At 69.2% G+C, this 24435-nt stretch carries 18 protein-coding genes; 13 read left to right on the top strand and 5 right to left on the bottom strand.

The window, feature by feature from the left end; all coding sequences use genetic code 11:
* Positions 1-150: 150 nt before the first annotated feature.
* Complete coding sequence (locus tag HNV26_RS11330; protein WP_253816465.1) at positions 151-1461, top strand: hypothetical protein; 1311 nt, start codon at positions 151-153, stop codon at positions 1459-1461.
* A 61-nt stretch (positions 1462-1522) separates the two neighbouring features.
* Positions 1523-1672: an ATP-grasp domain-containing protein gene (locus HNV26_RS11325; RefSeq protein WP_171439924.1), complete on the top strand. Its 150-nt coding sequence runs from the start codon at positions 1523-1525 to the stop codon at positions 1670-1672.
* A 69-nt stretch (positions 1673-1741) separates the two neighbouring features.
* Here HNV26_RS11325 and HNV26_RS11320 read toward each other — a convergent pair whose 3' ends face one another.
* Complete coding sequence (locus HNV26_RS11320; RefSeq protein ID WP_253816464.1) at positions 1742-1918, bottom strand: hypothetical protein; 177 nt, start codon at positions 1916-1918, stop codon at positions 1742-1744.
* Between the two features lie 244 nt (positions 1919-2162).
* Between HNV26_RS11320 and HNV26_RS11315 the strand changes: the two genes are divergently transcribed.
* From HNV26_RS11315 to HNV26_RS11300, 4 genes are all read left to right on the top strand, one after another.
* Complete coding sequence (locus tag HNV26_RS11315) at positions 2163-3128, top strand: 3-hydroxyacyl-CoA dehydrogenase family protein (RefSeq protein WP_171439923.1); 966 nt, start codon at positions 2163-2165, stop codon at positions 3126-3128.
* A complete protein-coding gene (locus HNV26_RS11310) occupies positions 3125-3715 on the top strand; it encodes an MPN domain-containing protein (RefSeq protein WP_171439922.1) in 591 nt (196 codons plus the stop codon). Before HNV26_RS11315 ends, HNV26_RS11310 begins: the two co-directional genes overlap by 4 nt.
* 220 nt (positions 3716-3935) lie before the next feature.
* Positions 3936-4463 carry a DUF1993 domain-containing protein gene (locus HNV26_RS11305; protein ID WP_171439921.1) on the top strand — a complete coding sequence of 176 codons (528 nt, stop codon included), beginning with the start codon at positions 3936-3938 and terminating at the stop codon, positions 4461-4463.
* A 366-nt stretch (positions 4464-4829) separates the two neighbouring features.
* On the top strand, positions 4830-5987 hold the full coding sequence (locus tag HNV26_RS11300) for an ankyrin repeat domain-containing protein (protein ID WP_171439920.1): 1158 nt from the start codon (positions 4830-4832) through the stop codon (positions 5985-5987).
* Positions 5988-6046: 59 nt separating this feature from the next.
* Here HNV26_RS11300 and HNV26_RS11295 read toward each other — a convergent pair whose 3' ends face one another.
* Complete coding sequence (locus tag HNV26_RS11295) at positions 6047-8866, bottom strand: carboxypeptidase regulatory-like domain-containing protein (RefSeq protein WP_253816463.1); 2820 nt, start codon at positions 8864-8866, stop codon at positions 6047-6049.
* Between the two features lie 226 nt (positions 8867-9092).
* On the opposite strand from HNV26_RS11295, the gene HNV26_RS11290 reads away from it, so the two are divergent.
* The 5 genes from HNV26_RS11290 to HNV26_RS11270 all read left to right on the top strand — a co-directional run bounded on the left by HNV26_RS11290 (position 9093) and on the right by HNV26_RS11270 (position 15669).
* The gene (locus HNV26_RS11290) at positions 9093-10838 is read left to right on the top strand and encodes a sigma 54-interacting transcriptional regulator (RefSeq protein WP_171439919.1); all 1746 of its coding nucleotides are present in this window, start codon (positions 9093-9095) and stop codon (positions 10836-10838) included.
* Positions 10839-11030: 192 nt separating this feature from the next.
* Positions 11031-11786: a Dickkopf N-terminal cysteine-rich domain-containing protein gene (locus HNV26_RS11285; RefSeq protein WP_171439954.1), complete on the top strand. Its 756-nt coding sequence runs from the start codon at positions 11031-11033 to the stop codon at positions 11784-11786.
* 108 nt (positions 11787-11894) lie between these two features.
* A complete protein-coding gene (locus HNV26_RS38340; protein WP_253816462.1) occupies positions 11895-12932 on the top strand; it encodes a hypothetical protein in 1038 nt (345 codons plus the stop codon).
* Between the two features lie 47 nt (positions 12933-12979).
* Positions 12980-14944: a serine/threonine-protein kinase gene (locus HNV26_RS11275; RefSeq protein WP_216612106.1), complete on the top strand. Its 1965-nt coding sequence runs from the start codon at positions 12980-12982 to the stop codon at positions 14942-14944.
* Positions 14941-15669: a hypothetical protein gene (locus HNV26_RS11270; RefSeq protein ID WP_171439917.1), complete on the top strand. Its 729-nt coding sequence runs from the start codon at positions 14941-14943 to the stop codon at positions 15667-15669. The genes HNV26_RS11275 and HNV26_RS11270 overlap by 4 nt, the downstream gene beginning before the upstream one ends.
* Before the next feature lie 634 nt (positions 15670-16303).
* Here HNV26_RS11270 and HNV26_RS11260 read toward each other — a convergent pair.
* Both HNV26_RS11260 and HNV26_RS11255 read right to left on the bottom strand, forming a co-directional pair.
* The gene (locus tag HNV26_RS11260; RefSeq protein WP_171439916.1) at positions 16304-18409 is read right to left on the bottom strand and encodes a serine hydrolase; all 2106 of its coding nucleotides are present in this window, start codon (positions 18407-18409) and stop codon (positions 16304-16306) included.
* A gap of 140 nt (positions 18410-18549) precedes the next feature.
* On the bottom strand, positions 18550-21219 hold the full coding sequence (locus HNV26_RS11255; RefSeq protein WP_366816844.1) for a DEAD/DEAH box helicase: 2670 nt from the start codon (positions 21217-21219) through the stop codon (positions 18550-18552).
* A gap of 333 nt (positions 21220-21552) precedes the next feature.
* Between HNV26_RS11255 and HNV26_RS11250 the strand changes: the two genes are divergently transcribed.
* Positions 21553-21903 carry a BP74-related protein gene (locus HNV26_RS11250; RefSeq protein WP_171439915.1) on the top strand — a complete coding sequence of 117 codons (351 nt, stop codon included), beginning with the start codon at positions 21553-21555 and terminating at the stop codon, positions 21901-21903.
* Positions 21904-22114: 211 nt separating this feature from the next.
* Here HNV26_RS11250 and HNV26_RS11245 read toward each other — a convergent pair whose 3' ends face one another.
* Complete coding sequence (locus HNV26_RS11245) at positions 22115-22666, bottom strand: TetR/AcrR family transcriptional regulator (RefSeq protein ID WP_171439914.1); 552 nt, start codon at positions 22664-22666, stop codon at positions 22115-22117.
* A 511-nt stretch (positions 22667-23177) separates the two neighbouring features.
* Between HNV26_RS11245 and HNV26_RS11240 the strand changes: the two genes are divergently transcribed.
* Positions 23178-24392, top strand: coding sequence for a methyltransferase (locus HNV26_RS11240; RefSeq protein WP_171439913.1), 1215 nt, complete (start codon positions 23178-23180; stop codon positions 24390-24392).
* Positions 24393-24435 lie beyond the last annotated feature (43 nt).

Here is a 24435-nt window from a genome sequence, read left to right as displayed (position 1 = left end):
GGTTTCAGGCGTTCGTTCAAGGCGTGACGAAGCACGCATGGATGCGCCCGGCGTCTGTCCATTCGCTCGCGTCCGCAGGAAGAGCGCGTTGCGACCACCCGTCCCCGCCGTGGACCCTGCCGCCGGACGAATGTTGCAAGGGGGCAATTCATGCGTGGACTGTCAAAGCAAACTCGTGGCTGGGGCGCTTTGCTCCTCGGGGGGCTACTCACCCTGGCGTGCGGCGGTGAAGCGGAGCTGTTCGAGGGCAACTCCCCTTCGAGCGAGGACGCCGAGGCCGGGCTTCATGGTCCGGGGAGCCAGGGGCCCTACCCGAACTGGGCGACACCGACCTTCGCGAATAATGCCCAGGTGGCCGAGGACGGAAACCAGTTCTTCGTGGCCTGGAACGACGGCCGCCCCGGCCGCTTCTACGCGGCGCGCGTCTCGAAGAATGGCCGGCTGCTGGACCCGGATGCCATCTCCCTCAACCCCGGGCTTCGCCCCGACGCCTACTACCATGCGACCGCGTTCGATGGCCGTCAGTTCCTCGTCGTCTGGACCGGGGACAACTCCATCTTCCTGACGCGTGTCAACCGGAACGGGACATTGGACGGCCCGCCAGTCACGCTCTTCACCCCCACCGACCACTGGCCCGCGGGCTCCCCCGGCATCGCCTGCCACGACCGCAAGTGCCTGGTGGCATGGATTGGCTTCGGCGGAACCGCCAGTGGCGCGGTCCGCGGCATCACCCTGAACACGTCGAAGCCGGGCTTCGACGTCCAGGAGGTCTTCATCTCCAACCAGTTGTCCGCCATCAACTCCTATGGCGTCTCGGTGGCATGGTCCCATGACCGGTACCTGGCGACCTGGACGGACGCTCGCTTCGGCGGCCAGGACATCTTCGCCGCGAGAATCCGGCGCACGGGCGCGGTGCTCGACCCGGACGGCTTCGTCATCTCCGCGGCGCCGGGCAATCAGAACTTCTCGGCGGTGACGGCGACGAAGCAGGGCTTCTTCGTCGCCTGGAGTGACGCACGCAATGGCACCCCCGACATCTACGGCGCCCGCGTGAAGGACGGGACGGCGAACGTCCTGGACCCCAGCGGCATCCCCATCGCCACCTCGAACACGAACGACATCACGCCCAAGGTCGCCTCCGAGGGCCACCAGGTGCTCGTCACCTGGAGCGCGCTGACGGCCGACACCGGACGCGTCCGTGGCGCCCGGGTGAAGCTGAACGGGGACGTCCGTGACCGCCACGGCTTCGCCATCTCCCGGGGCGCGGCGGCTCGCCAGCTCGTGTCCGGCAACGTGGCCTATGCCAACGACAAGTACTTCGTCGTCTACGGGCGTGCCCCCGTGCTCGATGAACCGCCCTACCAGGTCATCGTGGGGACCCGCGTGAAGCAGGATGATGTCCTGGACATCCCAGCCATCCACATTTCGCACGCGCCCTCGGTCGAACAGCTCGTGCCGTGACGCGCGCTCCGGGTCAGGCGTTGTAGGCCCGCACCACCCCTGCCTCGCGCCAGACACGCCCATGCGGCCTCGCACGTGCGTGCTGGACGCGGCCTGGGTGGAGGGCCGGGGCTGGGTGCTCCTGGAAGCCAACGCCGCGTGGGGCGCTGGGCTCAACGGCTGCGACGCGGCCGAAGCCGCCCGCTGTATCGCCGAAGCCACGCGCGCCTGAGCCGCCTCACTTCCAGGGGCGACGCGTGGCCTACAAGCCGGTCTGCGGGTCGCGTTGAACGCGGGGGCCTCAGCGGCTGAACATGGCCTTGACGCTCAGGTCGTTCTGCCGACGGACCTCGGCGACCTTCGTCGCGTCGGCAGCGGCCAGGGCCTCTGGGAGCTTCTCGGCGTCGAGGTCGGTGCAGTACACCGCCGTGCCGGCTGCTCCGCCAGGACTCCGATAAGGGGCCTGCGTCGATGGCATCGAAGCCCAGTGCGTCAACGAGCTGAAGAATCCGCTGTCGCGCCCGCGGGTCATCTGTTCCTCGGCTCGCTCGTGATTCCGCCACGCGCCCCTGCACGTGTGCGAGCAGCGCGCCCGTGGACAGGTCGACGAGTCCGCAGACCCCCGGCATGGCCCGGTGCATCAATCACACATGCGCCATGAACAATTACAGCAACACATCAAGAGGTTGTCTCTGTCGTGCGGGCTGGCAAGGCTGTGCCCCATGACAGACAAGCGGCTGAAGAGGATTGGCATGGTGGGCGGAGGCGCCATGGGGTGCGGTATCGCGCTCGAGCTCGCCATCGCCGGCAGGCAGGTGGTGCTCTACAACACGCGCGCCGACAGCAGCGAGCGGGCGCGCACAAAGCTGGAGCGAGACGTGGCGCTGCTGGTGGAGACGGGCCTGCTCGCCCCAGAACAGGCACCCGCCGCGCTCGGACGCATCCGCCGCACCACCGTGCTCGCCGAGGCCGCCGTGGAGCAGGACCTGGTCATCGAGTCCATCCCCGAGGACCTCGCCCTCAAGCAGCAGCTCTTCGGCGAACTGGACCGGCTCGCGGCCCCCGACACCGTGCTCGCCACCAACACCACCGCGCTGAGCGTGACGGCCATCGCCCGGGACTGCACGCGGCCCGAGCGCGTCCTCTCTGCCCACTACTACCTGCCCGCGCACCTCATCCCGCTGGTGGACATCATCCCCGGCGAAAAGACGTCCCCCGACGCGGTCGAGACGGTGCGGCGGTTCCTCGAAGAGCTGGGCAAATCGCCGGTGGTGTTCTCCAGGGACGTGCCGGGCTCGGTGGGCCCGCGCCTGCAGCAGGCCCTCATCGGCGAGGCCATCCGGCTGGTGCAGGAGGGCGTGGCCACGCCGGAGATGGTGGACCGCGTGCTCACCCAGGGCGTCGGACGGCGCCTGGGCGCGTCGGGTGTCTTCGACCGGCTGGACCTGGTGGGGCTGGACTTCATGACGGCCCTCCTCCGTGGCACCGGCCGCCCCGTACCGCCCGTGCTCGCGCAGAAGGTGGAGCGGGGCGAGCTGGGCCAGAAGACGGGCCAGGGCTTCTACACCTGGACGCCCGAATCCACCGCCGCCTACGAGGAGCGCATGGCCCGCCACCTCGCCACCCAGCTTCGTGAGGACCGGGCGGCGGGCCGCCTCCGCACTCCCACGGCGGAGCTGGCGGAATGAGGACGGAGACCGTCCTGCTGGATTCGGCGGTGCTGTCAGACTTCCTGGTGGACGCCATCCGCGAGTACACCACGTGCACCCCGGAGCTCCCGCCCCGGAGCTGGGCCGTGCTGCTGGGACGCGTCGCCGGCGACGCCATGCGCGTGGAGCGTGTTCACTTCGCCACCAACGTCCGCGAGACGGATGAGGGCGTGCTCCAGGAGTTCGACACCACCATCATCCCCCGCTTCGGCGCCTGCTACGCCAACGGGCGTCGTGGCTTCTGGTGCGAGCCGCGTGAGTTGTTGCGAATCACCACCGAGGCCGAGGCCCAGGGACTGGAAGTGCTCGGCTCCATCCACCTGCACCCGGACTGGCACCGCATTGGCCCGCCCCACGAGCGCGGCCTGCGCGTCAGCCAGGAGCCCACGCCCATGGATCGCCACCTCTTCCAGGGCAGCGGCTGGCCGCTCAACATGATTCTCTACCTGGAGAGGCGCGAGGGTCGGCTCTATCACTCGGTTGGAGCGTGGGCTCCGCCCGATGACCAGGAGGCCGGCGCGGGCTGTCGCGCGCTGGCCATCCGCATGGAGACTCCGGAGCGGTGAACCGTAACCCTTTGAAGGTGGACGAGACGCGCTTGAGTTCTCGGATCGCCCTTGGTGCCGTAACGCCGGCCCGGTAAGCCGGGCTCTCCCCACCACGCATGCCGAGCGCTTCGAGCATGTCTCCCGTGGGGACGAGCGCAGCAGGTACAGGGGCCTGGCAGGACGCCTGGCAGGACGCATCAAGCCTGCTAGGGTTGAGTCATTCAACGAGGTGGCACCGATGTCGATCTACGAAATGACCGTTCCCTGCTTCGCGCAGATGCTGCGCGCGTTGCAAGGTCTCCTGAAGAAGGGGGAGGCGCATGCTCGCGCGCTGGGCTGCGACTCGAAGAACCTGCTCCAGTCGCGACTTGCACCTGACATGCACAATCTGGCCAGCCAGGTGCAGTTCGCCTGTACCCAGGCTCAGGAGGCAGTGCTGCGGCTGGGCCAGCAGCCGCTGTCAGCGCTAGACGCGCCGGATGACATGGAACAAGCGAACGCCTTGATTGAGCGAACGCTACAACTGCTGTCGGGTGCTGACCGGGCGCGGATAGAGGAAGGTGCACAACGCCAACTGTCCATCGAGTTGCCCAATGGCATGGCCTTCGACATGACCGGCAGCGAATACGCGCGGAACTGGGTGACACCGCAGTTCTACTTTCACCTGGTCACGGCCTACAGCATTCTGCGGCACAACGGTGTGCAGCTTGGCAAGGCCGACTACGTCCCGCACATGTTCGCCTACCTGCGCCAGCCAGCGGCCTGAGCCGAGAGCGTCGGCGCTCAATGACTGCAGAAGACTTGGAATTCAACGTCATTCTCCCGGGTCCCGACGCAGTCATTGGCTGTCCGCACTGTGGAGCCCTCCATCGGTGCGGGCCCCTGGCCTCCGGAAATACGTTCGACGCCGTGCTCAGGAGTGATGGCTGGTTCGAAGCTCCCATGCTGCCGCTACCCCCTTGGTTGCGCGCTGCATGAGCTGCCATGCGTTCTTCTGGGTCGCGCGTGCTGTCGCGCTGGGGCAGTTGGCCGTACGACGGGGCAAGGCATTGCGCGCACATGGATGCTTGAGGAGGTAGGCTGCGATGCTGCGGCGCCCAGCCCAACACCACGCATCCATCAGATTGCGCTCATGAAGCTCGACAAGCCCGACAACCTGTTCGCAGCCATCGAGCAGTGCGATGTCTTCGCGGTGGAGGACCTGCTGGCCAAGGGGGCCGATCCCGATGAAGTCGACCTCGACGGGTATCAGGCCACGCCGTTGGCGTATGCCTGCAGTCACGGTGACGAGGCCGCCGTGCGCGCGCTGCTGGACGCGAAGGCCGCGCCGGATGCAGCGGCCTTCCAGCCGCCGTTGGTCGCGGCCACTGAACATGGCTTTGCCGCTCTTGTGAGCTTGCTGGTGAAGGCCGGCGCGGATGTGAACGTGGGGGACGAAACCGGCGCCAGCGCGCTGTGGACGGCCGCCGCGAATGGCTTTGCCGACATCGCACGATGCCTGGTGGAAGCCGGCGCGGATCGCGAGCAGGCGGACAACGACGGAAAGCTGCCCTCCATCGTGGCGTTGGAGAATGGCCATGTCGCGCTGTCGAACTACCTGAGCGATCCAGCGAGCTACCCGGCCACGCATTCCTTCTGGCGCGGCAGCAAGAAGCGCGCGCGGCAGGCGGCGGAGGCGCGGCGCGCACAGGTTGTCGACAGGGCCACGGGCACGGGCGTCCGTGGTGCCGCCGCCGAACCCGAATGGACGTTCTCCGGCGGCATGGCACGCAGCCAGTGGGCGACCCAGGACTTCCCTTCGGTGGCCGCTACCGGCAACCTCGAACTGGTGGGGCGGATGCTGGACGCCGGCCTCGACCCCGACTGGATCCAGTTCAAGGGCAACCCGACGGCGCTGATGCTGGCCGCGCGCAGCGGCGAACTGGGTGCGGTGGACCTCCTGCTCGCACGCAGAGCCAAGGTGAACCACCGCACGGACAAGGGACTCACCGCGCTGCACATGGCGCTGTTCAAACCGTCGGCCCGCGTGCACGGCCCCATCATTCGCAGCCTCTTGGCCGCGGGGGCCGATCCCAACGTCCCCGACGATGAAGGACAACGACCGCTCCAGCGCGCGCTGGCGCATGCGATGCCGGCGCTCGTACAGGCATTGCTCGAAGCCGGTGCCGATCCGTTCATTCGCGACCGCGCCGGCCGCATGCCGGTCGACTGGGCGCCAACCGATGGCAAGCACGCCGGCGCCATCCGCAAGTTGCTGGAGACGGCGCGCAAGGGGCGGACGGACGACTGAGCAACCGCACCAATACCAGCACCATGGGCGACGTCTGTCGTCGCCCATGGTGTGCGGGACTAGCGAGCCGGGACGCGCAGGCCCAGGTCGTGCGGCGGCAGGTAGAGCTGCTCAGCAGGCATTGCCTGTCCTTCGTTGTCCTGCCCCCACGTCACCACGGTGCCATCGGCGAGGAAGGCCTGGCTCGCGTTGCTCGTGACGGCAATGCCTACCACGTCCCTCACGTCGGAGGACGGGGCGCTGGCGCTTTCGCCCCAGGCCACGACGGTGCCATCCGCCTTCAAAGCCAGGACGAAGGAATCGCCTCCCGCGATGGCCACGACCTCCGTGAGGTCGGCGGGGACACTCAGGTCCGAGGGAAGGTCACCGCCCCATGCCACCACGGTGCCATCCGCCTGGAGGGCGAAGGCGGTCCTTCGCGACGTGGCCACGCTCACCACGTCGGTGAGCCCCGCCGGAACCGGGTGGATGTCGGCCAGGGAGGGCCCACCCCAGACGGAGACGTGATTGGAAGTAAGGACACCCACGCCCCAATGCGCCCCGTAGGCGACGGTCTCCTGGGGCACCACCCACACGGTGGTGGTGGTGGTGTGCCGCCGCCAGGGAACGCCCGGCGTCACGACGACGTCGCGCTCGCCCGGAGCGACGTGGTGCGCCACCCGCGCCACCACCTCCGTGTCGGACCAGGAGATGAAGTCGGTGACGGCTTCTCCTCCCACCGTGACGGTGAAGGGGCCGCGCTCGGCGCCGAAGCCGGAGCCCGTCAAGGTTAGGTGTCCCCCCTGGACCGCCAGCTTGGACGCGGAGACCTCGAGCGCGCCCAGCCGCGACAGGGACAGGCTGACCGGCTGGGGCCCGCCTTCGCGCACGTCCAGCGCGGCCTCCGCCTTCGCGTAGTTCGCCTTGCTGGCCGCCAGGGTGTGGCGCCCCTGGGGCACGCCCTCGAGGACGAAGTACCCCTGGGCATCCGTCGTCGCGGTGGCGCCATGGCCAGAGAGCGACACGGTGACCCCCTCGTGGCGGCTTTCGCCTTCGAGCTGGATGGTGCCCACCACCACGCCGGGCCTGCGCCGCAGCGTGATGTTGACCACCGTGGTCTCCTGATTCCGCACCACCACGCTCCGCTCTTGAATCTCATAGCCCGTCCAATAGGCGGACAGCGTGTACGTCCCCACGATGAGGCCATTGAAGGAGAAGCGGCCCTGGGCGTCCGTCAATACGGAGGCGTTGCTCTCCACCAGCGCCACCGAGATGCCCGATGTGGTGTTGGCGTCCTCCAGCAGGACCACGCCCGAGATGTTCCCGCGAACGCGGGACAGCGTCAGGCTGACCTGCGCCTGCTCGCCGGCGCGAACCTCCACGGTACGTTGGCCCGTGGCGAAGCCGTCCTTCTGGGCCTCCAAGGTGTAGGAGCCCGTGGGGACGCCGGTGAGGGTGAACTGGCCCGCGGTGTTCGTGCGCGCGCTGAAGGCCGTCCCCGCCAGGGTGACGTTGATGTCCACCGGTGAGATCCCGCCCTCGAGTTGAATGACACCGGCCACGTTGCCCCGCTCGCGCGTCAGCGAGAGCGAGACGCTGGCCGCCTGGTTCTCCTGCACCTGGACGGACTCGCGCGCCACGGCGTAGCCGCTCAACCGCGCTTCCACCGTGTACGTGCCCGCGGCCACGTTGTTGAAGGTGAAGCTGCCCTGGCTGTTCGTGGTCGTGGTGGCCCCCGTCTCCGCCAGCGTGACGGTGATGCCGCCGTGGCTGCTCGCGCCTTCGAGCACGGCCGTGCCCACCACGCGGCCCTGGGCCCGTACCAGCGTGAAGGCGACCGTGGCAGCAGCGCCCGTGCGCACCGTGACGGATTGCTGCACCACCGCGTAGCCCTCCTTCTGGGCGGTCAGGGTGTAGGTGCCCAGCGGAAGCCCGGTGAAGGTGAACTGGCCTTGGGCGTTCGTCGTCGTGTTGGCGCCCGTCTGCGTCACGGTGATGGTGACGCCCGAGGGGGTGGCTCCGTCCGACAGTTGGACGGTGCCCGCCACGTCCCCGCGTACGAGCAACAACGTCAGGTTGACCTGGCTCGGCTGGTTCACGCGGACCTCCACGGTCTGCTGCGCGTCCACGTAGCTCTCCCGCCGCACCCGCAGGGTGTACGTGCCCGTCATCACGTTCTCGATGTTGAACTGTCCCTCGGCATTCGTGGTCGCGTTGAGGGACGCTTCCACCAGGGTGACGACGGCGCCGGCGTGGTTGCTCGAGCCTTCGAGTTGGATGACGCCGGTCACGCTGCTCCGCTCGCGTGACAGGGAGAGGTTGACCAGGGTTGAGCCCGTACCTCGCACCTCCACCGTCTGCTGCGTCGCCAGGAAGTTCGTCTTCTGGAGCGCCACCGTGTAGGTGCCCTGGGACAGGTCGGAGAAGGTGAAGAGCCCCGTCGCGTCCGTCGTCGTCTTGGCGCCCGTCTCCACCAGGGTGACGTTGACGCCCGAGGCATCCAGGACGCCCTCCACCTTGACATTGCCGAGGATTGAACCCCGTCCACGCACGAGGTCGAGCCTCACGGAGGCCGACGCTCCCGTGGCGACCGTGACGGACTGTCGAGCCTCCGAGTAGCCGGGCATTTTCGCCACCACGATGTGCGTGCCCGGGGCGACGTTCTCCAGGGTGAAGCGGCCGTCAGTGGCCGTGGTGGTGCTCAGCGAAGCGCCTTCCACGGAGACGCTGATGCCCGCGTGGGACGAGGCCCCCTCCAGGATGGCCTGGCCTTCGATGCGCCCGCCCTGCGTCCCCGAATCGGGCTGGGTCCCCGCGTCGGAGGGGGTCGTGGAGGTCGAGGAACAGGCGGAGAGGGCCAGCAGGAGGGCCCAGAGCCAGGAAGGACGTATGAGGCGCATGGGGTGTGCCACTCGGAGGAATCGGGAATGGGAAGGACTGCCAGAGAACGGCGCAGCGCCTGACGGTACATGGATTCTACGATTCCGTGGAATGGCGTGGCCGCGGCAGGCGTGTGGTGGGATGCGCCGCGCCCGCGCCGGCCTTCCGCCCTGGCACGCTCCTCCCGGGCCCCGCATGCGCACGCCCCCGCATTCCTGATATGCGACTGCGTCGTCCGCTCCCGCCATGCCCCAGCTTCTGGTCCTCCCCGACGGCCGCCGCCTCCCTTTGGACAAGCCCGTCATCTCCGTGGGCTCCGACGCCACCTGTGACGCCGTGCTCCTTGCGCCCGGCGTGAAGCCGAGCCACGCGCTGCTGTTCCGCGACGCACGAGGCTGGAGCGTGTCACCAGCGGGCAAGGGCTGTGACATCAAGGTGCGAGGGCGGCGCGTGGACCTGGCGCCCCTGGAGCCTGGGGACCGCTTCCGCGTGGGCATGGTGGAGTTGGAGCTCATCGAAGCGGTGGAGTCCGTCGCGGATGATGCGGCGGAGGTGGCCCCCCGGCGACAGGACGGACGGCTGGTGGCGGTGCTGGCGGAGCTGTCCTCGCGGCTGCTGGTGCAGCGCCCCCCCCTGGAGCTGCTGGAGGTGGCGATGCGGGGGCTCGCCGACGTGGTGGGCGCGGACGTGGGCTTCCTCGTCGCCGCGGACGCTCGGGAGGGACCTCGGCGCGTGCTGTGTTCCACGGGCGCCCGACCCGACGCGGCGGTGGTGGACAGCCTCGTGGACCGGGTGCTGACCTCGGGTGCCCCGGTGCGTGTGGCCGACGTAGCGGCGGACGCGGCGCTGGCCCGGGCGCCCAGCATGGAAGCACTGCGGCTGGGCTCCGCGCTGGTGGTGCCGCTGCGCGTGGAGCCGGTGCCGCTGTCCGTGGTGTACCTGGGACGGAGGTTGGGTGCTCCGGCCTTTTCAGCGGTGGCGCTGGAGGAGGCCATGGCGCTCTCCGCGCTGACGGCGCTGCTCCTGTCGACCCGGCGCGAATTGACGGAGCTGCGCGCGCAGGTGGAGGGCCTCACCCGCCGCATCGAAGCCGCGACGTTCGAGGGCCTCATCGGCGAGTCCCCTTCGATGCGCGCCCTGTACCGGCAGGTGGAGCGACTGGGGCCCACGCCGCTCAACGTCCTCGTCACAGGCGAGACAGGGACGGGCAAGGAGCTGGTGGCGCGGGCACTCCACCGGCGCAGTGGCCGGCGCGGCCGGCTGGTGGCCATCAACTGCGCGGCGCTGCCGGAGAGCCTCATCGAGCGCGAGCTGTTCGGCCATGCGCGTGGCGCGTTCACTGGCGCGGGGACGGAGCGGGCGGGACTGGTGGAAGCGGCTGACGGCGGCACCCTCTTCCTGGATGAGATTGGGGACATGCCGCTGTCGCTCCAGACGCGTTTGCTGCGCGTGGTGCAGGAGCGCGAGGTCACCCGCCTGGGCGAACACCAGCCGCGCAAGGTGGACGTGCGCGTGGTGTCCGCGACCCATGTGGCCCTGGAGGAGGCGGTGCGGCGGGGCACCTTCCGCGCGGACCTGCGCTTCCGGCTGGAAGAGGTGCGCGTGGACGTACCGCCGCTGAGAGCGCGTGGTGAGGACGTGCTGCTCATCGCCCACCATGTGCTGACGCAAGAGGCGCGCAAGGCGCGAGGCTTCACGCAGAAGGCCGCGGAGGCGCTGCGGGGGCACCCCTTCCCTGGCAACGTGCGAGAGCTGGCATCGCGCGTGCGCCGCGCGGCGGTGTTGGCGACGGACGAGTTGTTGAGCCCCGAGGACCTGGAGCTGGGCGGCGACACCGCGCCCATGATTCCCCTGGAGGAGGCGCGGGAGGCGTTCGTCCAGCGCTACGTGCGCGAGGCCATTGCCCGCTGCGGCGGCAGCAAGAAGGACGCGGCGGCGGCGCTGGGCATCGGTCTTCGCTCGCTGTTTCGCTACCTCGGCGAGGGGGACTGACAGGCCGCCTCCTCTGGAGGGCTGGTCCGCGTGCCAGTCCTGGCACGTTTCCCCCAGCGGCGGGTGCTCGGAGGGCCAGGGGCGTCATGCAACCCCGTGGAATCGGGGCAGTTCGATGTCTCGCCAGGCCTGGGCACGCACGTTGCACTGGTGTTGCCCATCGCACGCAGGCGGAGAACCGCCACGGTGCAGATGAACCTGACGGAGACGACGATGAAGCATGTGGTGATGGGATTGTTCCTGGCGCTGACGGTCATGGGCTGCGGCAGCACGAAGGACGATGACGGTGAGGGGCCCGACGGCAACCCCAACGAGCAGAGCGCGGGGCTGTGCAGCGCGAGCAAGGCATGTCCCTCCGGGCAGTTCTGCTTCAACGGCCTGTGTGCCATCGGCTGTCAGTCGAACGGGGACTGCGCGGCGGACCAGTACTGCGACCTCGAGGACACGGGCATGGCCGTCTCCTTTTGCAAGAACAAGAAGGTGCCGACCTGCAACTCCAACAGCCAGTGCCTGAGCAACCAGGTCTGCATCGAGGGCCTGTGCAGCCTGGCGCCTCCGCCCAACCCGCCCTCGTGCAACCCGAACACCAGCGACTTCAAGGACGGCTGCGACACCTATGCGGTGTGCCTGGACGCGGCGGACGAGGGCTCGCAGCAGCCGTACTGCGCCAGCTTCGCGCCCTGCCCCGAGGATGGCGTGTGCCCCACGGGCCTGGGCGGCGCGGTGTGCAACGACGGCTACCTGCCCAACAAGGGCCGCTTCTGCATGCAGGGGCTCTGCAGTGACAACTCGAACTGCCCCTCGGCGTGGAGCTGCGTGAAGCCCTTCTCCGGCGCGGTCCTCGGGTTCTGCAGCCCGGGTGCCTTCGGCTTCCCGTGCGCGGAGAACAGCCACTGCAAGAGCGGCCAGTGCTTTGGCGCGCCGGGCGTCATGGGCACCTGCATGTAGCTGGCGAAGACGGCCCCGTGTTCCCTCCACGAGGAGCACGGGGCCTCTGGCGTTGTTGGGGGGTGCTCTCCGAGCCTCCCTCCGCCTAGAGTCGCCCGGGCCTTGGTGATGCGCCGACTCCTCCTGCTCTCGTTGTTGCCCGCGCTGGTGCTGCTCGTCGCGCCGGGCTGTCCGCTCGACATCCGAATCCGCTGTGACGAACCCGACGGCTGTCCCCAGGGGCAGGTCTGCGTGCGAGGTGACTGCGAGCCCGTCGACACGGTGCGGATTGGGGATGCCTGCGGCGAGCATGCGGACTGCGGGCCGGGGCGCACCTGTGGCACGGGCTTTCCGGGCGGGTATTGTCTGCTGGCGTGCTCCGACGCGGCGCCCTGCCCGGCAGGAAGCGTGTGCGCGCCGGGGCTGGGGCAGTGTCTGCGAACCTGTGGCGAGGCCTGTGCTCGGCCAGGCTACGGATGTGGGCACGTGCCCGACGCGTCCGGCCCCCTGAGCGCATGTGTGCCGGTGACGACGTCGACGGACGGGGGATGCACCGGCTCGGGATGCGAGGTGCCGGACGCCGGCTGTACGGGCTCGGGATGCGAGGTGCCGGATGCCGGCTGTACGGGCTCGGGATGCGGGGCGCCGGATGCCGGATGCGCGAGCACGGTGGAGGTGGGAGGAGCATGCACGCGGCCGTGCGAGTGCGCGGATGCGGCGGCGGCCTGTGTCGGCGGGACGTGCACGCTGACGTGCTCGACGGACTTCACGTGTCGCGACGGGCGACGGTGCTCCAATGCGAGCTGTGTCGTGGGGGCTCGGATTGGAGAGGCGTGCAGGGACACATTCGAGTGCTCCGACTTCGCCAGTTGCCCCAGGGAGCGAATGCGGTGCGAGGAGAAGTGCAACCCGGGGAGCGGCCTCTGCGAGCCGGGCTACCAATGTGCTCCGGACGGGCTGTGCGTACAGGAGTGCTCGGGCACCCCGGTCTCGGTGGGAGAGGACTGCGAGAACTCGCTGGACTGCGCGCCCTGTAGCGTGTGCCTGTCATCCGGGGCGGAGCTGCGATGCCGGCAGCCGTGCCGACTGGACCGGGACTGCCCCGGCGGGGCGACGGGCGCCTGCGAGCAGGTGGGAGACACGAAGGCCTGTCGGCTGTCGCTGTAATTTGCCCGGTTGCTCGCGGGAGCGCGCTCCCGGAGAATGCCCGGGTGATGACGGGTGAAGTGCTTGCGGGCCGCTACCGACTCGAGCGGGAGTTGGGGCGTGGGGGAATGGCCACGGTCTTCCTGGCCACGGACGTGCGGCTGTCGCGCCCGGTCGCGCTGAAGCGGATGCACCCGGGAGGCGGCACGGGCCGCGCGGAGCGCTTCCGGCGGGAGGCCGAGCTGGCCGCCTCGCTCCATCATCCCAACGTCCTGGAGGTCCACGACTATGGCGAGGATGAGGCCCATGGCCCCTTCCTCGTCTGCGAGTGGGTGCGGGGCGAAGACCTCCGCGCGCTGGCGGGGAGGCTCTCGCCGGTGCCTCCCGAGGCGGTAATGGTGTTGGGCTGGGAGCTCGCCCGGGCGCTGGCGGCGGCGCACGCACGCGGCATCGTCCACCGCGACGTGAAGCCCGACAACGTGCTGGTGGCGGAAGGCGGGCCGCTGAAGCTGGCGGACTTTGGACTCGCCGCGATGGAGGACCAGGAGCGCCTCACGAGCACCGGGGCGGTGACAGGCTCGCTGCCATACATGGCGCCCGAGCGCATCGACACAGGCGCGTACTCCCCTGCCTCGGATGTGTACGCAGTGGGTGTCATCCTGTTCGAGCTGTGCTCAGGCACCACGCCGCACGCGGGCAAGGGCGCGGCGCATCTGGCCGCGTCGGTGATGACGAAGGATGCGCCACCGCTGACGGAGGTGGTGCCGGGCACGCCCGAGCCCTTGTCCGCGCTGGTCGCGCGGTGCCTGGCGAAGGATGCACGGGACAGACCTCGCGACGGGGCCGCGCTGGCGTTGGCGTTGGAGGGGCTGCTCCAACGAGAGGTCGGCCCGCCTGCAGACGTAGCGCGGGAGTTCTTGGGAGACCCGGTGCCCCGTGCCGGTCAATGGCGACGGGCCCGCTTCGAGCGGTTGCTGGAGGAGGGGCGCGGATTGCTGGCGCGCGGCGAGGGGGCGCGGGCCGCGAAGGTCCTCAACGCCGCGCTGTCGCTGGAGCCGACGTCCGCCGAGGTGGTGGCGCTGCTGCGCCAACGGCCGAGGCGCTCCACGTGGAGGGCTATCGCCGTGGGCGCCGGGCTCGTGCTCTGCGCGACCGCGGGCTGGTGGATGAGGCCGGACCAGGGCGTCGGAGGCGTGAAGACACCGCGTGGCGCGGAGCCCTCGTCAGGGCAGACGTCCCCCCGAACGACATCCGTTGACGGCGCCTCCACGGGTGAACGCCTTCATGCGCCCACGCCCCCGGACCAGGAGAGGGCCGCCCCGGGGACGGAGCCCGGCATGCTGGACGCCTCCCGGGAACCGGGGCCTTCGGCTGAAAGTGACACCCCGAATCTGGCCGGGGCATTCGTGCCGACAGAACGCGCGGCGGACGGTGCCGGGGCGAAGCGGGCTCGACCATCCGCTTCGACAGGGCGTTCGGGTGGCATGGATTCCGCGAAGCGGGCCGTATCAGCCTTGCCGACAGGGCACTCGGCGGGAGCCGAGTCCACAGGGGCCGCGCGGCCCTTGGCGCCGGCGCCAGGGCCGGACGTGGAAACCACCCTCCCCGCGCGTCCCGCCATGTTGAAGGTGACGGCGCGCCCGTGGGCGGAGGTGTTCGTGAACGGCGAGAGCCACGGCTACACACCTCGTGTGCGTGAACTCTCGCTGCCAGCGGGGACCTACCGGCTGCGCTTCGTCAACCCGCTGTGCGACGAGGTCGAGCAGGAGGTGACGCTCGCGCCGGGGGAGACCGTGACGCGCGACGTGGTCTTGTCACCGCGAAAGGCGGAGGTGCGCATCCACGCGCCCGCGGGCGCGCGGCTCTTCGTGGACGGACGGGAAGTGGGCGTCGCCCCCCTGTCCGGTCCGGTGATGGTCGACCATGGACGCCACACGGTGACGGCACGCCGCGCGGGTGAACCGCCCTTGGTGCGAGAGGTGGACGTGGTCGCCGGTCGTCGTCTCGAAGTGGCGCTGGACGTGACGCCATGATGGGCGCGGCCTTGATGCTGATGGTGCTCGCGACGTCCCCGCTCGACAGCGCGCGCGGTGCCTACCAATCCGGCGAGCTGCCCAAGGCCCGCGCCGAGTTGGAGTCCCTGCTCTATCCGCTGCGGCTCGACGGAGAGGCGTTGGAAGCAGAAGCGCACCTGCTGCTCGCGGCCACCTATCACGCACAGGAGGAACTGGCCCGCGCGGAGGACGAGGTGGTGCGAGGGCTGGCCGTTCACGGTGACTCGGCGCTGGATCCGCTGCTGTATCCTCCGGACTTCCTCGCCTTCGTCGAGCGCGCGCGTGCCCAACACCAGACACGCATCGGGGAACTGCGCGCCGAGCGGAGTCCTCGGCTGTTTCCGGCGCCCTCCCCCATCGTCGACCCCATCCGCCCAGACGAGGTGCCCACCTCGCCGACGCTGACCCGTGCCTGGTATCTGGCGCCCCTAGGTGTGGGGCACTTCAAGCACGGGCGTTCAGGGATGGGCACGGCGCTGGCGGTGACGCAGGGGTTGGGACTCGCAGCGGCGGGAGTCTCCCTGGGGACCGCGCTCTCGCTGCGCGGGCCGGACGGCCGATATAGTGCGAACGACGCGGGGACCGCGCGGACGCTCAACGTGACGTACCTGGTGGGAGCCTATGTCTTCGCGGTGGCCTATGCGTATGGCGTCCTGGATGGGTTGGTGTTGACGCCTGCTCCACCGGTTCGCCCGGTTCCTTGAGGGATGGGCGGGCTTCACGCTTCGGGGCTACCGTACAACCTGGCGTCAAGCTGAGGTTGCACATGCACCCGATTCGTTCAGCCAAGATGGCGGTGGTGGGTTGTGGTCTCACCGGATTGTCCTCCACTTCCTGCCGCCTGACTGCCCGGAAGCCAATCGCATTGAGCGCGTCTGGCTGGACCTCCACGCCAACGCCGCTCGCAATCATCGCGGCCGCCCCTCCAGAAGCCCTGCGGCGCGTCCATGCCTACCTGCACGCTCGCGACGCCCAGCGGCGTGCCAGTCCTGTCCTCCGCAAGGTCCATCCGCTGCGCACCGCCTGAGCGCGTGCGAGATTCATGTTCGAGCGTTCAGGGCTTACTCCTCGGTTCCGAATTGGTGTCCATGGCGTTGTTAAGTTGTCTCTTCGCAAGGCCACGCAAGGTTCAAGCGCGCCACACGTTCGACCAGGCACGTGACGCGCTGCCTACGGAGTCTTCGACGACGTCCTGGCAGATAGGGACGAAGCCACACAAAACAAAGCCAGCCTCTCGAACTCACGGCCTCGTTCGCGTTGATAGGTTCGGACCGGCGGAGGCTCTGGCGATCCCCGCCGGTCCCACCAACCCTCCCGGAAATCCGGTGGAGCCCCTGGTTAGAACAGGTCGTGCGCGGGCCACGCGCTGACGCCGTTCACGACGCTCCACATGAGGCTGTCGAGGTTGATGTCGGGCGTGCCCGATCCGGAGCTGTTGTTCGAATTGGTCATGACGGACCAGGTGAACTCCTCGGAGCGGCTGGGTCCATAGCGGTCATCGGTGCGCACCAACAGGGCCCGAGTTCCCGGGATGTAGCCGCCGTGCCACCAGTTGGGGAGGCTGTTCACCGACCAGCCCTTGGCGTAGTTGACGGAGTTGCCCAAGGTGTCGACCGCCGTCGTGCGTGTGGTCATCGTGGTGAGCGAGCTCGCGCTCAGCAGGTCCGAAACGGTGGAGAACCCATCCGCGCGCACGGCGACGCGCAGCAAATCGATGGGCGTGGCGACCCAGCCGCCGTGCGCATCCATGCGACGCACCGGCATGCCGTACGGGCTGAAGGCACCCGCGCCAAGCTGGTAGTAGACGGGTTCGTTCGTCAGACGCGCGCTCAACGTATCGCCCCCCACGGCGAAGCTGGTGGCGCCGCTGGGCGTGAACACGTTGGCGCGCATATAGGCGTCATAGGTCATGCCCGTGACCCGCTCGATGATGCGGCCGAGGACGCTGTAGCCGAAGTTCGAATACTGGTACGTCGTCCCAGGCGCGAACTCGAGCGGCACGTTCTGCAACACCCATTGGATGAGCTGGGCGTGCGTCATGCTCGTGTTCATGAACATGGGGTCGCCCGTGCCGTCGGCGCCGTCATTGTCCCATGCGCCCGCGGTGTGCTCGAGCAGGTGCTGAACCGTGATGTTCAGGACGCGGCTGTCCGCGTAGGTGCCCTGAGCGCCGAACGTCTCACCGAGCAATCCGCCCCTACCGAAGACGCGGTCCGTCAGACGGATCTGGCCGCTTTCAATCAGCCGCATGATGCCGATGGAAGTCATCGGCTTGGACACACTGGCGACGCGGAAGCGGTGGGAGGTGTTGACCGGGGTGTTGTTGGTTCGGTCCGCCAGGCCATACCCCTTGGCGAACACGAGGCGCCCGTGACGGGTGATGGCCAGCGACAGGCCGACGGTGTTTGTGCTGGCCATCGCCTGCTGGACGGTGTCGTCAATGTGCTGCAGGTCGGCCGCGCTGAACGTCAGGTTCTGCCAGATCAGGGCGAACTCGGGCTGGCTCCCATTGTTGTGCGCCGCCACCAGGACGGGGCGATATCCCTGGTTCTTGAGGTCCGTCACGGCTTGTTGATACGCGGCGGCGGAGAGCCCATGACGCGCGGCGGTCGGAATCCCCGATGAAACCTGGAAGATGGCCGCGTACCGGTCCGTGCCGCCCACGTTGTAGCTGCTGACCTTCGCGAGCTGGTACCCCTGGGTCGCGTTGGTATTGAACGTGGACTGGTACTGGGACGCGCTCAGCCCGTGGTAGGCCCGCCAGGCCGGGCCGCTCGTCTGCTCCCAGATGGCCGCGTAGCGCTCCGCGCCACCGGACGTGTAGCCACTCACGTGCACGAGCCGGTAGCCCTGCCCCGCCCAGGTGTTGAACTCCGTCTGGTACTGGGACGCGCTCAGGTCATGGCGGGCCACCCACGCGGCACCACTGTCCACGTGGAAGATGACCGCGAAGTAGGCGACGCCTCCGACGCTGTACCCGTTGACCACCACCGGGCGGTATCCCTGCGCATCTTGATTGACGACGGTGGTCTGGTACTGCGCGGAAGTCAGCCCGTGGAAGGCCCGCCAGGCCGGGCCGCTCGTCTGCTCCCAGATGGCCGCGTAACGGGCACTGCCCCCTTCTTCGTAACCGCTGACGTAGGAGAGACGATAGCCCTGCCCCACCCACGTATTGAACTCCGTCTGATATTGGGCGGTGGTGAGCCCGTGGCGGGCAATCCAGGCATCATATGGGCCGGCCAGTGCCTGGGACTCAGCGCTGGAAGAGTCGCGGGGCTCTTCCTCTGGCACCCCGCATCCCACGAGGGATACGACCAGCGCTGACAGGACCGCCAGTAGCGGCCTCATTCTGAAAGGTTTCATGCTCGAGAGCTCCTGCTTGACGTTGGTACCGCCCACAGGAAACGAATCCAGCGTGCATTTCCCCTCAGCCGCGGACAGCAAAAAGAGAGCCCCTGGTGAAGCGAATGATGGGCCCGACCACGAGCCCCCTGATTCGGCAGAAGCGCGACGACCCGCATCCCGGACGCGCGGCCCTGGACGGCGCGCTCACTGCGTGGTGAGCGCCCTGCCCATACGTCAGGTCAGCGCCGCCGTCCGCCGCCGCCCGTCCGCCTTCCATTCCGAGGTGCCCTGCCGTGAGGGCCCCGGTGTCCCCCTGGCCTGGGGGCGCCGCGCTCCCGGTCCTGTCGCGGGAGTGGACGCTCACGGGTGGCCTCGGCGATCTCGTCCGGCATCCAGGGCCGGTCGAGCAGTTCCTGGAGCTCGAGCAGCGAGCGAGCCTCGAGCACACCCCTCCGGCCCCGGGCCACGCTGAAGCGCTGGGGACGGTCGAGCAGCGGGAGCTCCTCCTCCACCAGCGTGCGCGCGAGCTTCTCCGGCAGGTGCAGCCGCACCACACCTCGCGGGGCTCCGTCCGACAGCATCTCCACGTCGTATCCGAGCGACACCGCCTGCTCGCGCACCTCCACGGCGTCCGGGAGCGCCAGGAGCGCCTGACGCGTCGCGGGCGGCACGAGCGCGTCCAGTTCGAGCCGCAGCGGGCGCGCCTTGAAGTCGTCGAGCGTGTCCACCCCATCCAACTGCGCCTCGTAGAGCGCGGTCAGCTCCGACAACCCCAGCGGCGCGGTGGTCCCTCCCGAGCGTCGCCACAGCTCGCGCACCTCGGCGATGGCGACCCGGTGCCGGTCCACCGCGGGATGGGGGGCGTCGCCCTGCGCCAGCGCCTCGGCGAGCGCGTGCCGGGCCGCCTTGGCAAGCTCTGGCCCCCAGGCGCGCAGTACCTCCACTTCCCGTTCGAGTTCGAAGCCGAAGTACTCCACCCGCTTTTCGAGCACGACCGAGCGGAAGCGCACGTCGTACACCGGCGCCGCCGCGTGACGGCGGGCGTAGCGACGCAGCAGGGACTGGGGAAGCTGGGTCCCCTCGATGCCCGCCTGCGAGTCGCCGTTGCGGTCGGCGAAGTAGCGCAGCGTGCCCGCCACCGCGCCCAGGTTGCCACACACGCTCGTCTTCGACACGCGCGCGACCTCGCCCCAGGAGGTGCGCTCGTCGATGACCAGGTCGAAGGGCATGAAGCGTGCGAGCAGGTCGCAGAAACGCCGGTGGACGCGCGGGTCCACGAAGGGCATGCGCGCGGGCAGCACCAGCCCCACGCTCCGGAACACGCTCGCCATCGCGAGCGCCGCGTCCTCCAGGGCCTTCACCAGCACCCCACGCACCTCCGCCCAGGCCACGAGCTTCTCCGCATGGAAGACGTGGCGCGGCAGCCCCTGCACCTCCCCCACCGTGCCCGCTTCACGGAAGGCCTCGGCGTAGAGGTTGTACGCGGTCAGGTGGTCGCTGCCCGGCACGAGCAGTCCGTCCAGGTTCCGCTCCTCGCGCGTCATCCTGTGCAGCGACTCCACCGAGCTGCACACCGCGAGCACCGGCAGCAGCGCCTCCTCCGCGTTGACGATGAGCTCCGCCCACGGACGCTCCACGGGCAGGGCCTCCATCGCGCGGCCGTAGTCGGACAGCCGTCCTTCCGCGTCCACGATGCCGCGCGCCTGCAACGTCGCGAGCGCCCGGCGATAGGCATTGCGGTCCAGCGGCACGGGCAAATCCAACGCATCCGCCCGCACGCCCAGGGCCGCGGCGGTGAGCGCCACCCGCTCCGGCTCGCCCGCGAGTTGGAACTCGGGTTCAGTGGGCCGGAGCGAGGCGAAGTGCAGCGGCCTGTCGCTCAGGATGAAGACGCGCCCGCCCTCCACCCGCCCGTGCACGCGCCCCGCCATCTGCAAGAGTTCGTTGTTGCCCAGGTGCACGCGGGAGAGAACGTTGCGGCCGCGCTCCACCAGGTTCGTGAAGCGCATGTCGTCGATGACGACCGTGTCCAGCCCCGGCACGTTGAGCGCGCTCTGCCCCGCCGCCGTCATCGCGAGCACGAAGGGCCGGGGCGCCGTGCCCTCCAGGAAGGGCCGGATGGCGCGCAGCGGTTCGCCGCCGTGGTAGTGCGCCGCATGGAGCTCTGGCGCGTTCGCGCGCACGTGGGCCGCCGCCTCCTCCACGCCCGCCCGCGTGGCCAGGAACACGCCCACGCCGCGCCCCTGCTGCTGCACCTCCCGCAGGAAGTCCTCGTCAAGGAAGGACAGCGGCTGACAGCGCTCCACCTCCACCCGGGCCGCCTTCTTCGGGTCGAAGGAGGACACCTGGAGCACGTCCGCGCTGTCCAGGTAACGCGCGTAGAAGGCCGGGTCCACGGTGGCGGACAGCCAGATGAAGCGGCAGCCCGTGCGCTTGCCCAGGGCCAGGCACAGCTCCAGCTCAGCGGAGGTCTGGTGGATTTCATCCACGATGAGCGTGTCCTCGCGCCGGATGGCACCGCCCTGGAACCAGCGCCGCGCGATGCCGGTGGTGACGATGGCCACGTCCGCGAGCGGCGTCTGCGCGGTGGCCTCCCGCTCGCGGTTGACCACCGCCACCCGCAGGGGCCGCCGGCCCATGAGCTCCTCCGCGATGGCGCGGATGGCGAGCGTCTTGCCAGTGCCAGTGCCCGCGACGATGCCAAACCCCTGCCCGCTCCGGGCCAGCTCGCGGAGGCGCGCGCCGTGGTGCTCCTCCAGGTACGTGCGCAGCTCCAGCCCGAGCGCCAGCTCGATGGTTTCGCACGCGGCGCGCGTGGGCGCGATGACCACCACCCGCCCGCGCTGGGGCATGACGGCGGAGGAAGCGTCGGGGCGCGGCGGCAGGTATCGGTCGGTGGGCGTACGCACGAAGGCCAGTGATACGCACGGGCGGTGTCCAGGGGAAGCGATTCGACCGCGCAAGCCCGCCCCCGGGGAGGCAGGCAACCGTGTGCGCCAGGATGAGGCGCACGGCCACGAGCTTTGGGTGAGCAACGGACAGCCGAGCGGCACCAAGCTCTTCAGGGTGGAGGGCAACGCCGCGAGCACGAACTCCTACTCGCGAGGCGGCCCCCCCGTGCGACTGCCTCATACGACACACCTCACGACGCCGCATTCAAGACAGACCGCCGCTACCGGCAGGTGATGCAATCAAGCAAGGGGAATCTCCTATATGGGGCCCCCACCCCAAGGAGCCTCGCAATGGCAAACCCGGTTCGTTTCGCATTCACGCAGAGCGCCCAGCCCAACCTGGAGTTCATCGTCGAGTTGTCTGACGAGAAGGTGATTGCACACGCACGGAAGATTCTCTCTGGCGAGGAGAAGAACGAAGTCCATGTCCACGGGCGCATCATCAAGCGGGCCGCGGCCTACAACCCGAGGTTCTCCTTCCACCTGGACCCGAACACCATCCGCTTCTTCGAGATGGCCATCGAGGTCTGCGATGCCAACATGACGTATGTGGAAGACCACCTCGACGAGGCGGGCGGCGCATTCCTCCCGGGCGGACACTGGTGCCCGTGGGACTCCAAGCTGACGCGCGAAATCACCTGATCCCCTTCAGACAGGTCCGCGAGCAGAGCGCCCTGCGTGGCCGAAGAAGCCACGCAAAGCCGCCACCGCCTGACCTTTCCCTTTGCGCGCGGCTTCAATGAGCTGGCCCCATGCCGCGTGGTGTTGAGGCTCGAGCTGCCCCAGCCAGGCGAGCCAGGCCCCTGCTGCGCACCGCATGGGAGCGCGGACAGGGCCGCCGCGCTCCCTGCATTCACGGCCGGATGCCGGTGAGCGCGAGGCGCAGCACCCGGCTCGCGGTAAGCGGATCGTCTTCGTTGGCGACGGCAATCGCGTTCGCCAGCATCAGCAGGTCCTCCGCCGTGGCACGGGCATGAATCGCGCCTGCCGATGACGCCCGCGCCACCAGAACGCTCAACACAACGAGCAGCTTGTCGGTGGAGCAGATCTCCTCAGCGGCAAGGCCATCCGGGCCAGTCAACAGCGCTGCGGCAAGCCCGCGGTGGGTCGCCGTGTAGACCGCCAAGTCCTCGAGCCAGGCGGCCAACTCGGCGGCGGGATCCTCTCCCGGTTGCGATGATGCCCGTGCACAAAGTTGCGCGACGCCATCGCGGAATACCACCTCCAACAGCGACTGCCGCGAGGGAAAGTGCCGGTGCAGGGTCGCCGAGCCTCCCCCCGCCCGCCGCGCGATCTCCTCGAGCGACACCTGCGCACCATCCCTGCCGACCCATTCCGTGGCGGCCGCGACAATCCGCTCCCGGTTGCGCCGCCCATCCGCTCGCAACGGCTTCACATGCTCCACCGCGACCGCCTCCTCACGAGAACCCGTGTTGACAAACGGGGTGCCCCTCCGTATCGCGCGCGCCTATGGCCTTTCGCCCATGCGCTTCGAGACCTGGGCGCGCCAGCGTCGCGAGATGGCCTGACCTGCCGCCCAGTCGTCGCAGCTCCGATGCCGTGTCCAGGGCGAGCGGCGTCTCCAGCTACGTGCCGCAGACGGGTAGCACGCGGCATCCCACGAACTGGGATGGGAGCTTCGAGAGGGGCCGATGGGATGCCCCGAACCTGCTTGGCTTCGAGCTGCGCGGGAACGGGCCGGACCTGGTCGCCATCCCCCGGAATGCGGCACTGGCCGCCGAGGTCCACATCCTCCATCCGAGATGCCTCCGGGGGGGGCGGCGCCTCGAAGAATTCGAGGCGCCGTTGAGGGCGAGCGGCCGCTGATGGGGGAAGTCCGAGATGATTGAATCATCTCCGAGCCCTGGGCGCTCGGCCCCGTCATGACGAACCGGCGGCGCATAGGATGCGCCGACATGGACTTCCAGGCGCGACTCGAAGCGCTCACGCACCATCTCCGGCCCTGGTCCCCGCTCTGGTCCCGCTCCATCCTCCAGGGCTGGCCGGGGTCCGGCGCCGCCTACCCCGAGGACTGGCTGGCCTACGCAAGGTCGCTCGATGAAGCGGGCGAGCGGCGGCTGGACCAGGGAGCGCTCGCGGGTGTCCCGCCTCCGGCCCTGAGCGTGCTCCTGGACGCGCTCCAGGAACTGACGGCGCTGCCCTGGCACGAGGGCCTTCACGCGCTGACTGTCGCGGAGACGCAGGGCCTCAGCGCCAAGAAGACCCACGAGCTCGAGCGGGTGCTCGCCCTGCTCGCGCCGAGGACTCGCGTCATCCACCAGGCGGTCGATATTGGCGGCGGCATGGGACACCTCGCCCGCCTCTGTGCGCGAACGTTCGGGTGGACCTTCCACAGCATCGATCGGGACGCCGCGTTGCAGGACAAGGGTCGGCGGTGGCTGACGCGAACGCAGTCCCCAGGCGGGGACACCCTGCGTTTCATCCAATCCTCCGTCGAGGACGGGCTCCAACCACAGCTCGATCCGCTCTTCTCCGGCCAGGACCGGGCCTCGATCGGCCTGCACACCTGCGGGCCGCTCGCCCTCACGCAGCTCCGCAAGAGCCAAGGGGCGGGATTCATCCTGAACATCGGTTGCTGCTACGACAAGCTGGAGATCCCACGGGATTATCCCGTCTCCCGCATCGGGAGCGGGCATCCGCTGCCCTTCACCCCACATGCCCTGGCGCTGACGACGCGGGGACGGCATCACAAGACCGAGGAGGAGTTCGCGCGAATGAAGCGGGTGTATGCGTGGCGCTTCGCGTTCGATCTCCTATCGAGGCGGCGCTTTCCCGAACGCGGCTTCGTGAGAGCAGGGGACGCGCCCCGAGCGCTTTACGCCGAACGCTTCGCCGTCTACGCGCGCGACCGCCTGGAGCGACTGGGTCTTGAGCCCGGCATGACGGACGCCGAACTGAATGCCTTCGAGGTGTCCGTTCGCGCCGAGACACGGGATCTCTTGCTCTGCCATCTGCTGAGGGACCGCTTCGCGAGGGCGTTGGAGGTCGTGCTCCTGCTTGATCGCGCGCTCCTCCTGGAAGAATGGGGCTTCCAGGTCGAGCTCCTCCAGCTCTTCGAGCCGCGCCTGTCTCCGCGCAACCTCGCACTCATCGCATCGCGGAGCGCTTGAGCACACCCGTTGGGCGTCTGGGCAACTCACGCACTGGAGGGTG

This window comes from Myxococcus xanthus (assembly GCF_013116825.1).
Lineage (GTDB): Bacteria > Myxococcota > Myxococcia > Myxococcales > Myxococcaceae > Myxococcus > Myxococcus xanthus_B.
The sequence above is the reverse complement of the archived record's forward strand: the minus strand, read 5'-3'. Positions and strand labels throughout refer to the sequence as shown.

What these genes read in the sequence shown, in the direction of transcription:
- HNV26_RS11330 (WP_253816465.1), top strand. Translation starts at nt 151, where the DNA reads ATGCGTGGACTGTCAAAGCAAACTCGTGGCTGGGGCGCTTTGCTCCTC.
- HNV26_RS11325 (WP_171439924.1), top strand. Translation starts at nt 1,523, where the DNA reads ATGCGGCCTCGCACGTGCGTGCTGGACGCGGCCTGGGTGGAGGGCCGG.
- HNV26_RS11320 (WP_253816464.1), bottom strand. Translation starts at nt 1,918, where the DNA reads ATGCCATCGACGCAGGCCCCTTATCGGAGTCCTGGCGGAGCAGCCGGC.
- HNV26_RS11315 (WP_171439923.1), top strand. Translation starts at nt 2,163, where the DNA reads ATGACAGACAAGCGGCTGAAGAGGATTGGCATGGTGGGCGGAGGCGCC.
- HNV26_RS11310 (WP_171439922.1), top strand. Translation starts at nt 3,125, where the DNA reads ATGAGGACGGAGACCGTCCTGCTGGATTCGGCGGTGCTGTCAGACTTC.
- HNV26_RS11305 (WP_171439921.1), top strand. Translation starts at nt 3,936, where the DNA reads ATGTCGATCTACGAAATGACCGTTCCCTGCTTCGCGCAGATGCTGCGC.
- HNV26_RS11300 (WP_171439920.1), top strand. Translation starts at nt 4,830, where the DNA reads ATGAAGCTCGACAAGCCCGACAACCTGTTCGCAGCCATCGAGCAGTGC.
- HNV26_RS11295 (WP_253816463.1), bottom strand. Translation starts at nt 8,866, where the DNA reads ATGCGCCTCATACGTCCTTCCTGGCTCTGGGCCCTCCTGCTGGCCCTC.
- HNV26_RS11290 (WP_171439919.1), top strand. Translation starts at nt 9,093, where the DNA reads ATGCCCCAGCTTCTGGTCCTCCCCGACGGCCGCCGCCTCCCTTTGGAC.
- HNV26_RS11285 (WP_171439954.1), top strand. Translation starts at nt 11,031, where the DNA reads ATGAACCTGACGGAGACGACGATGAAGCATGTGGTGATGGGATTGTTC.
- HNV26_RS38340 (WP_253816462.1), top strand. Translation starts at nt 11,895, where the DNA reads ATGCGCCGACTCCTCCTGCTCTCGTTGTTGCCCGCGCTGGTGCTGCTC.
- HNV26_RS11275 (WP_216612106.1), top strand. Translation starts at nt 12,980, where the DNA reads ATGACGGGTGAAGTGCTTGCGGGCCGCTACCGACTCGAGCGGGAGTTG.
- HNV26_RS11270 (WP_171439917.1), top strand. Translation starts at nt 14,941, where the DNA reads ATGATGGGCGCGGCCTTGATGCTGATGGTGCTCGCGACGTCCCCGCTC.
- HNV26_RS11250 (WP_171439915.1), top strand. Translation starts at nt 21,553, where the DNA reads ATGGCAAACCCGGTTCGTTTCGCATTCACGCAGAGCGCCCAGCCCAAC.
- HNV26_RS11240 (WP_171439913.1), top strand. Translation starts at nt 23,178, where the DNA reads ATGGACTTCCAGGCGCGACTCGAAGCGCTCACGCACCATCTCCGGCCC.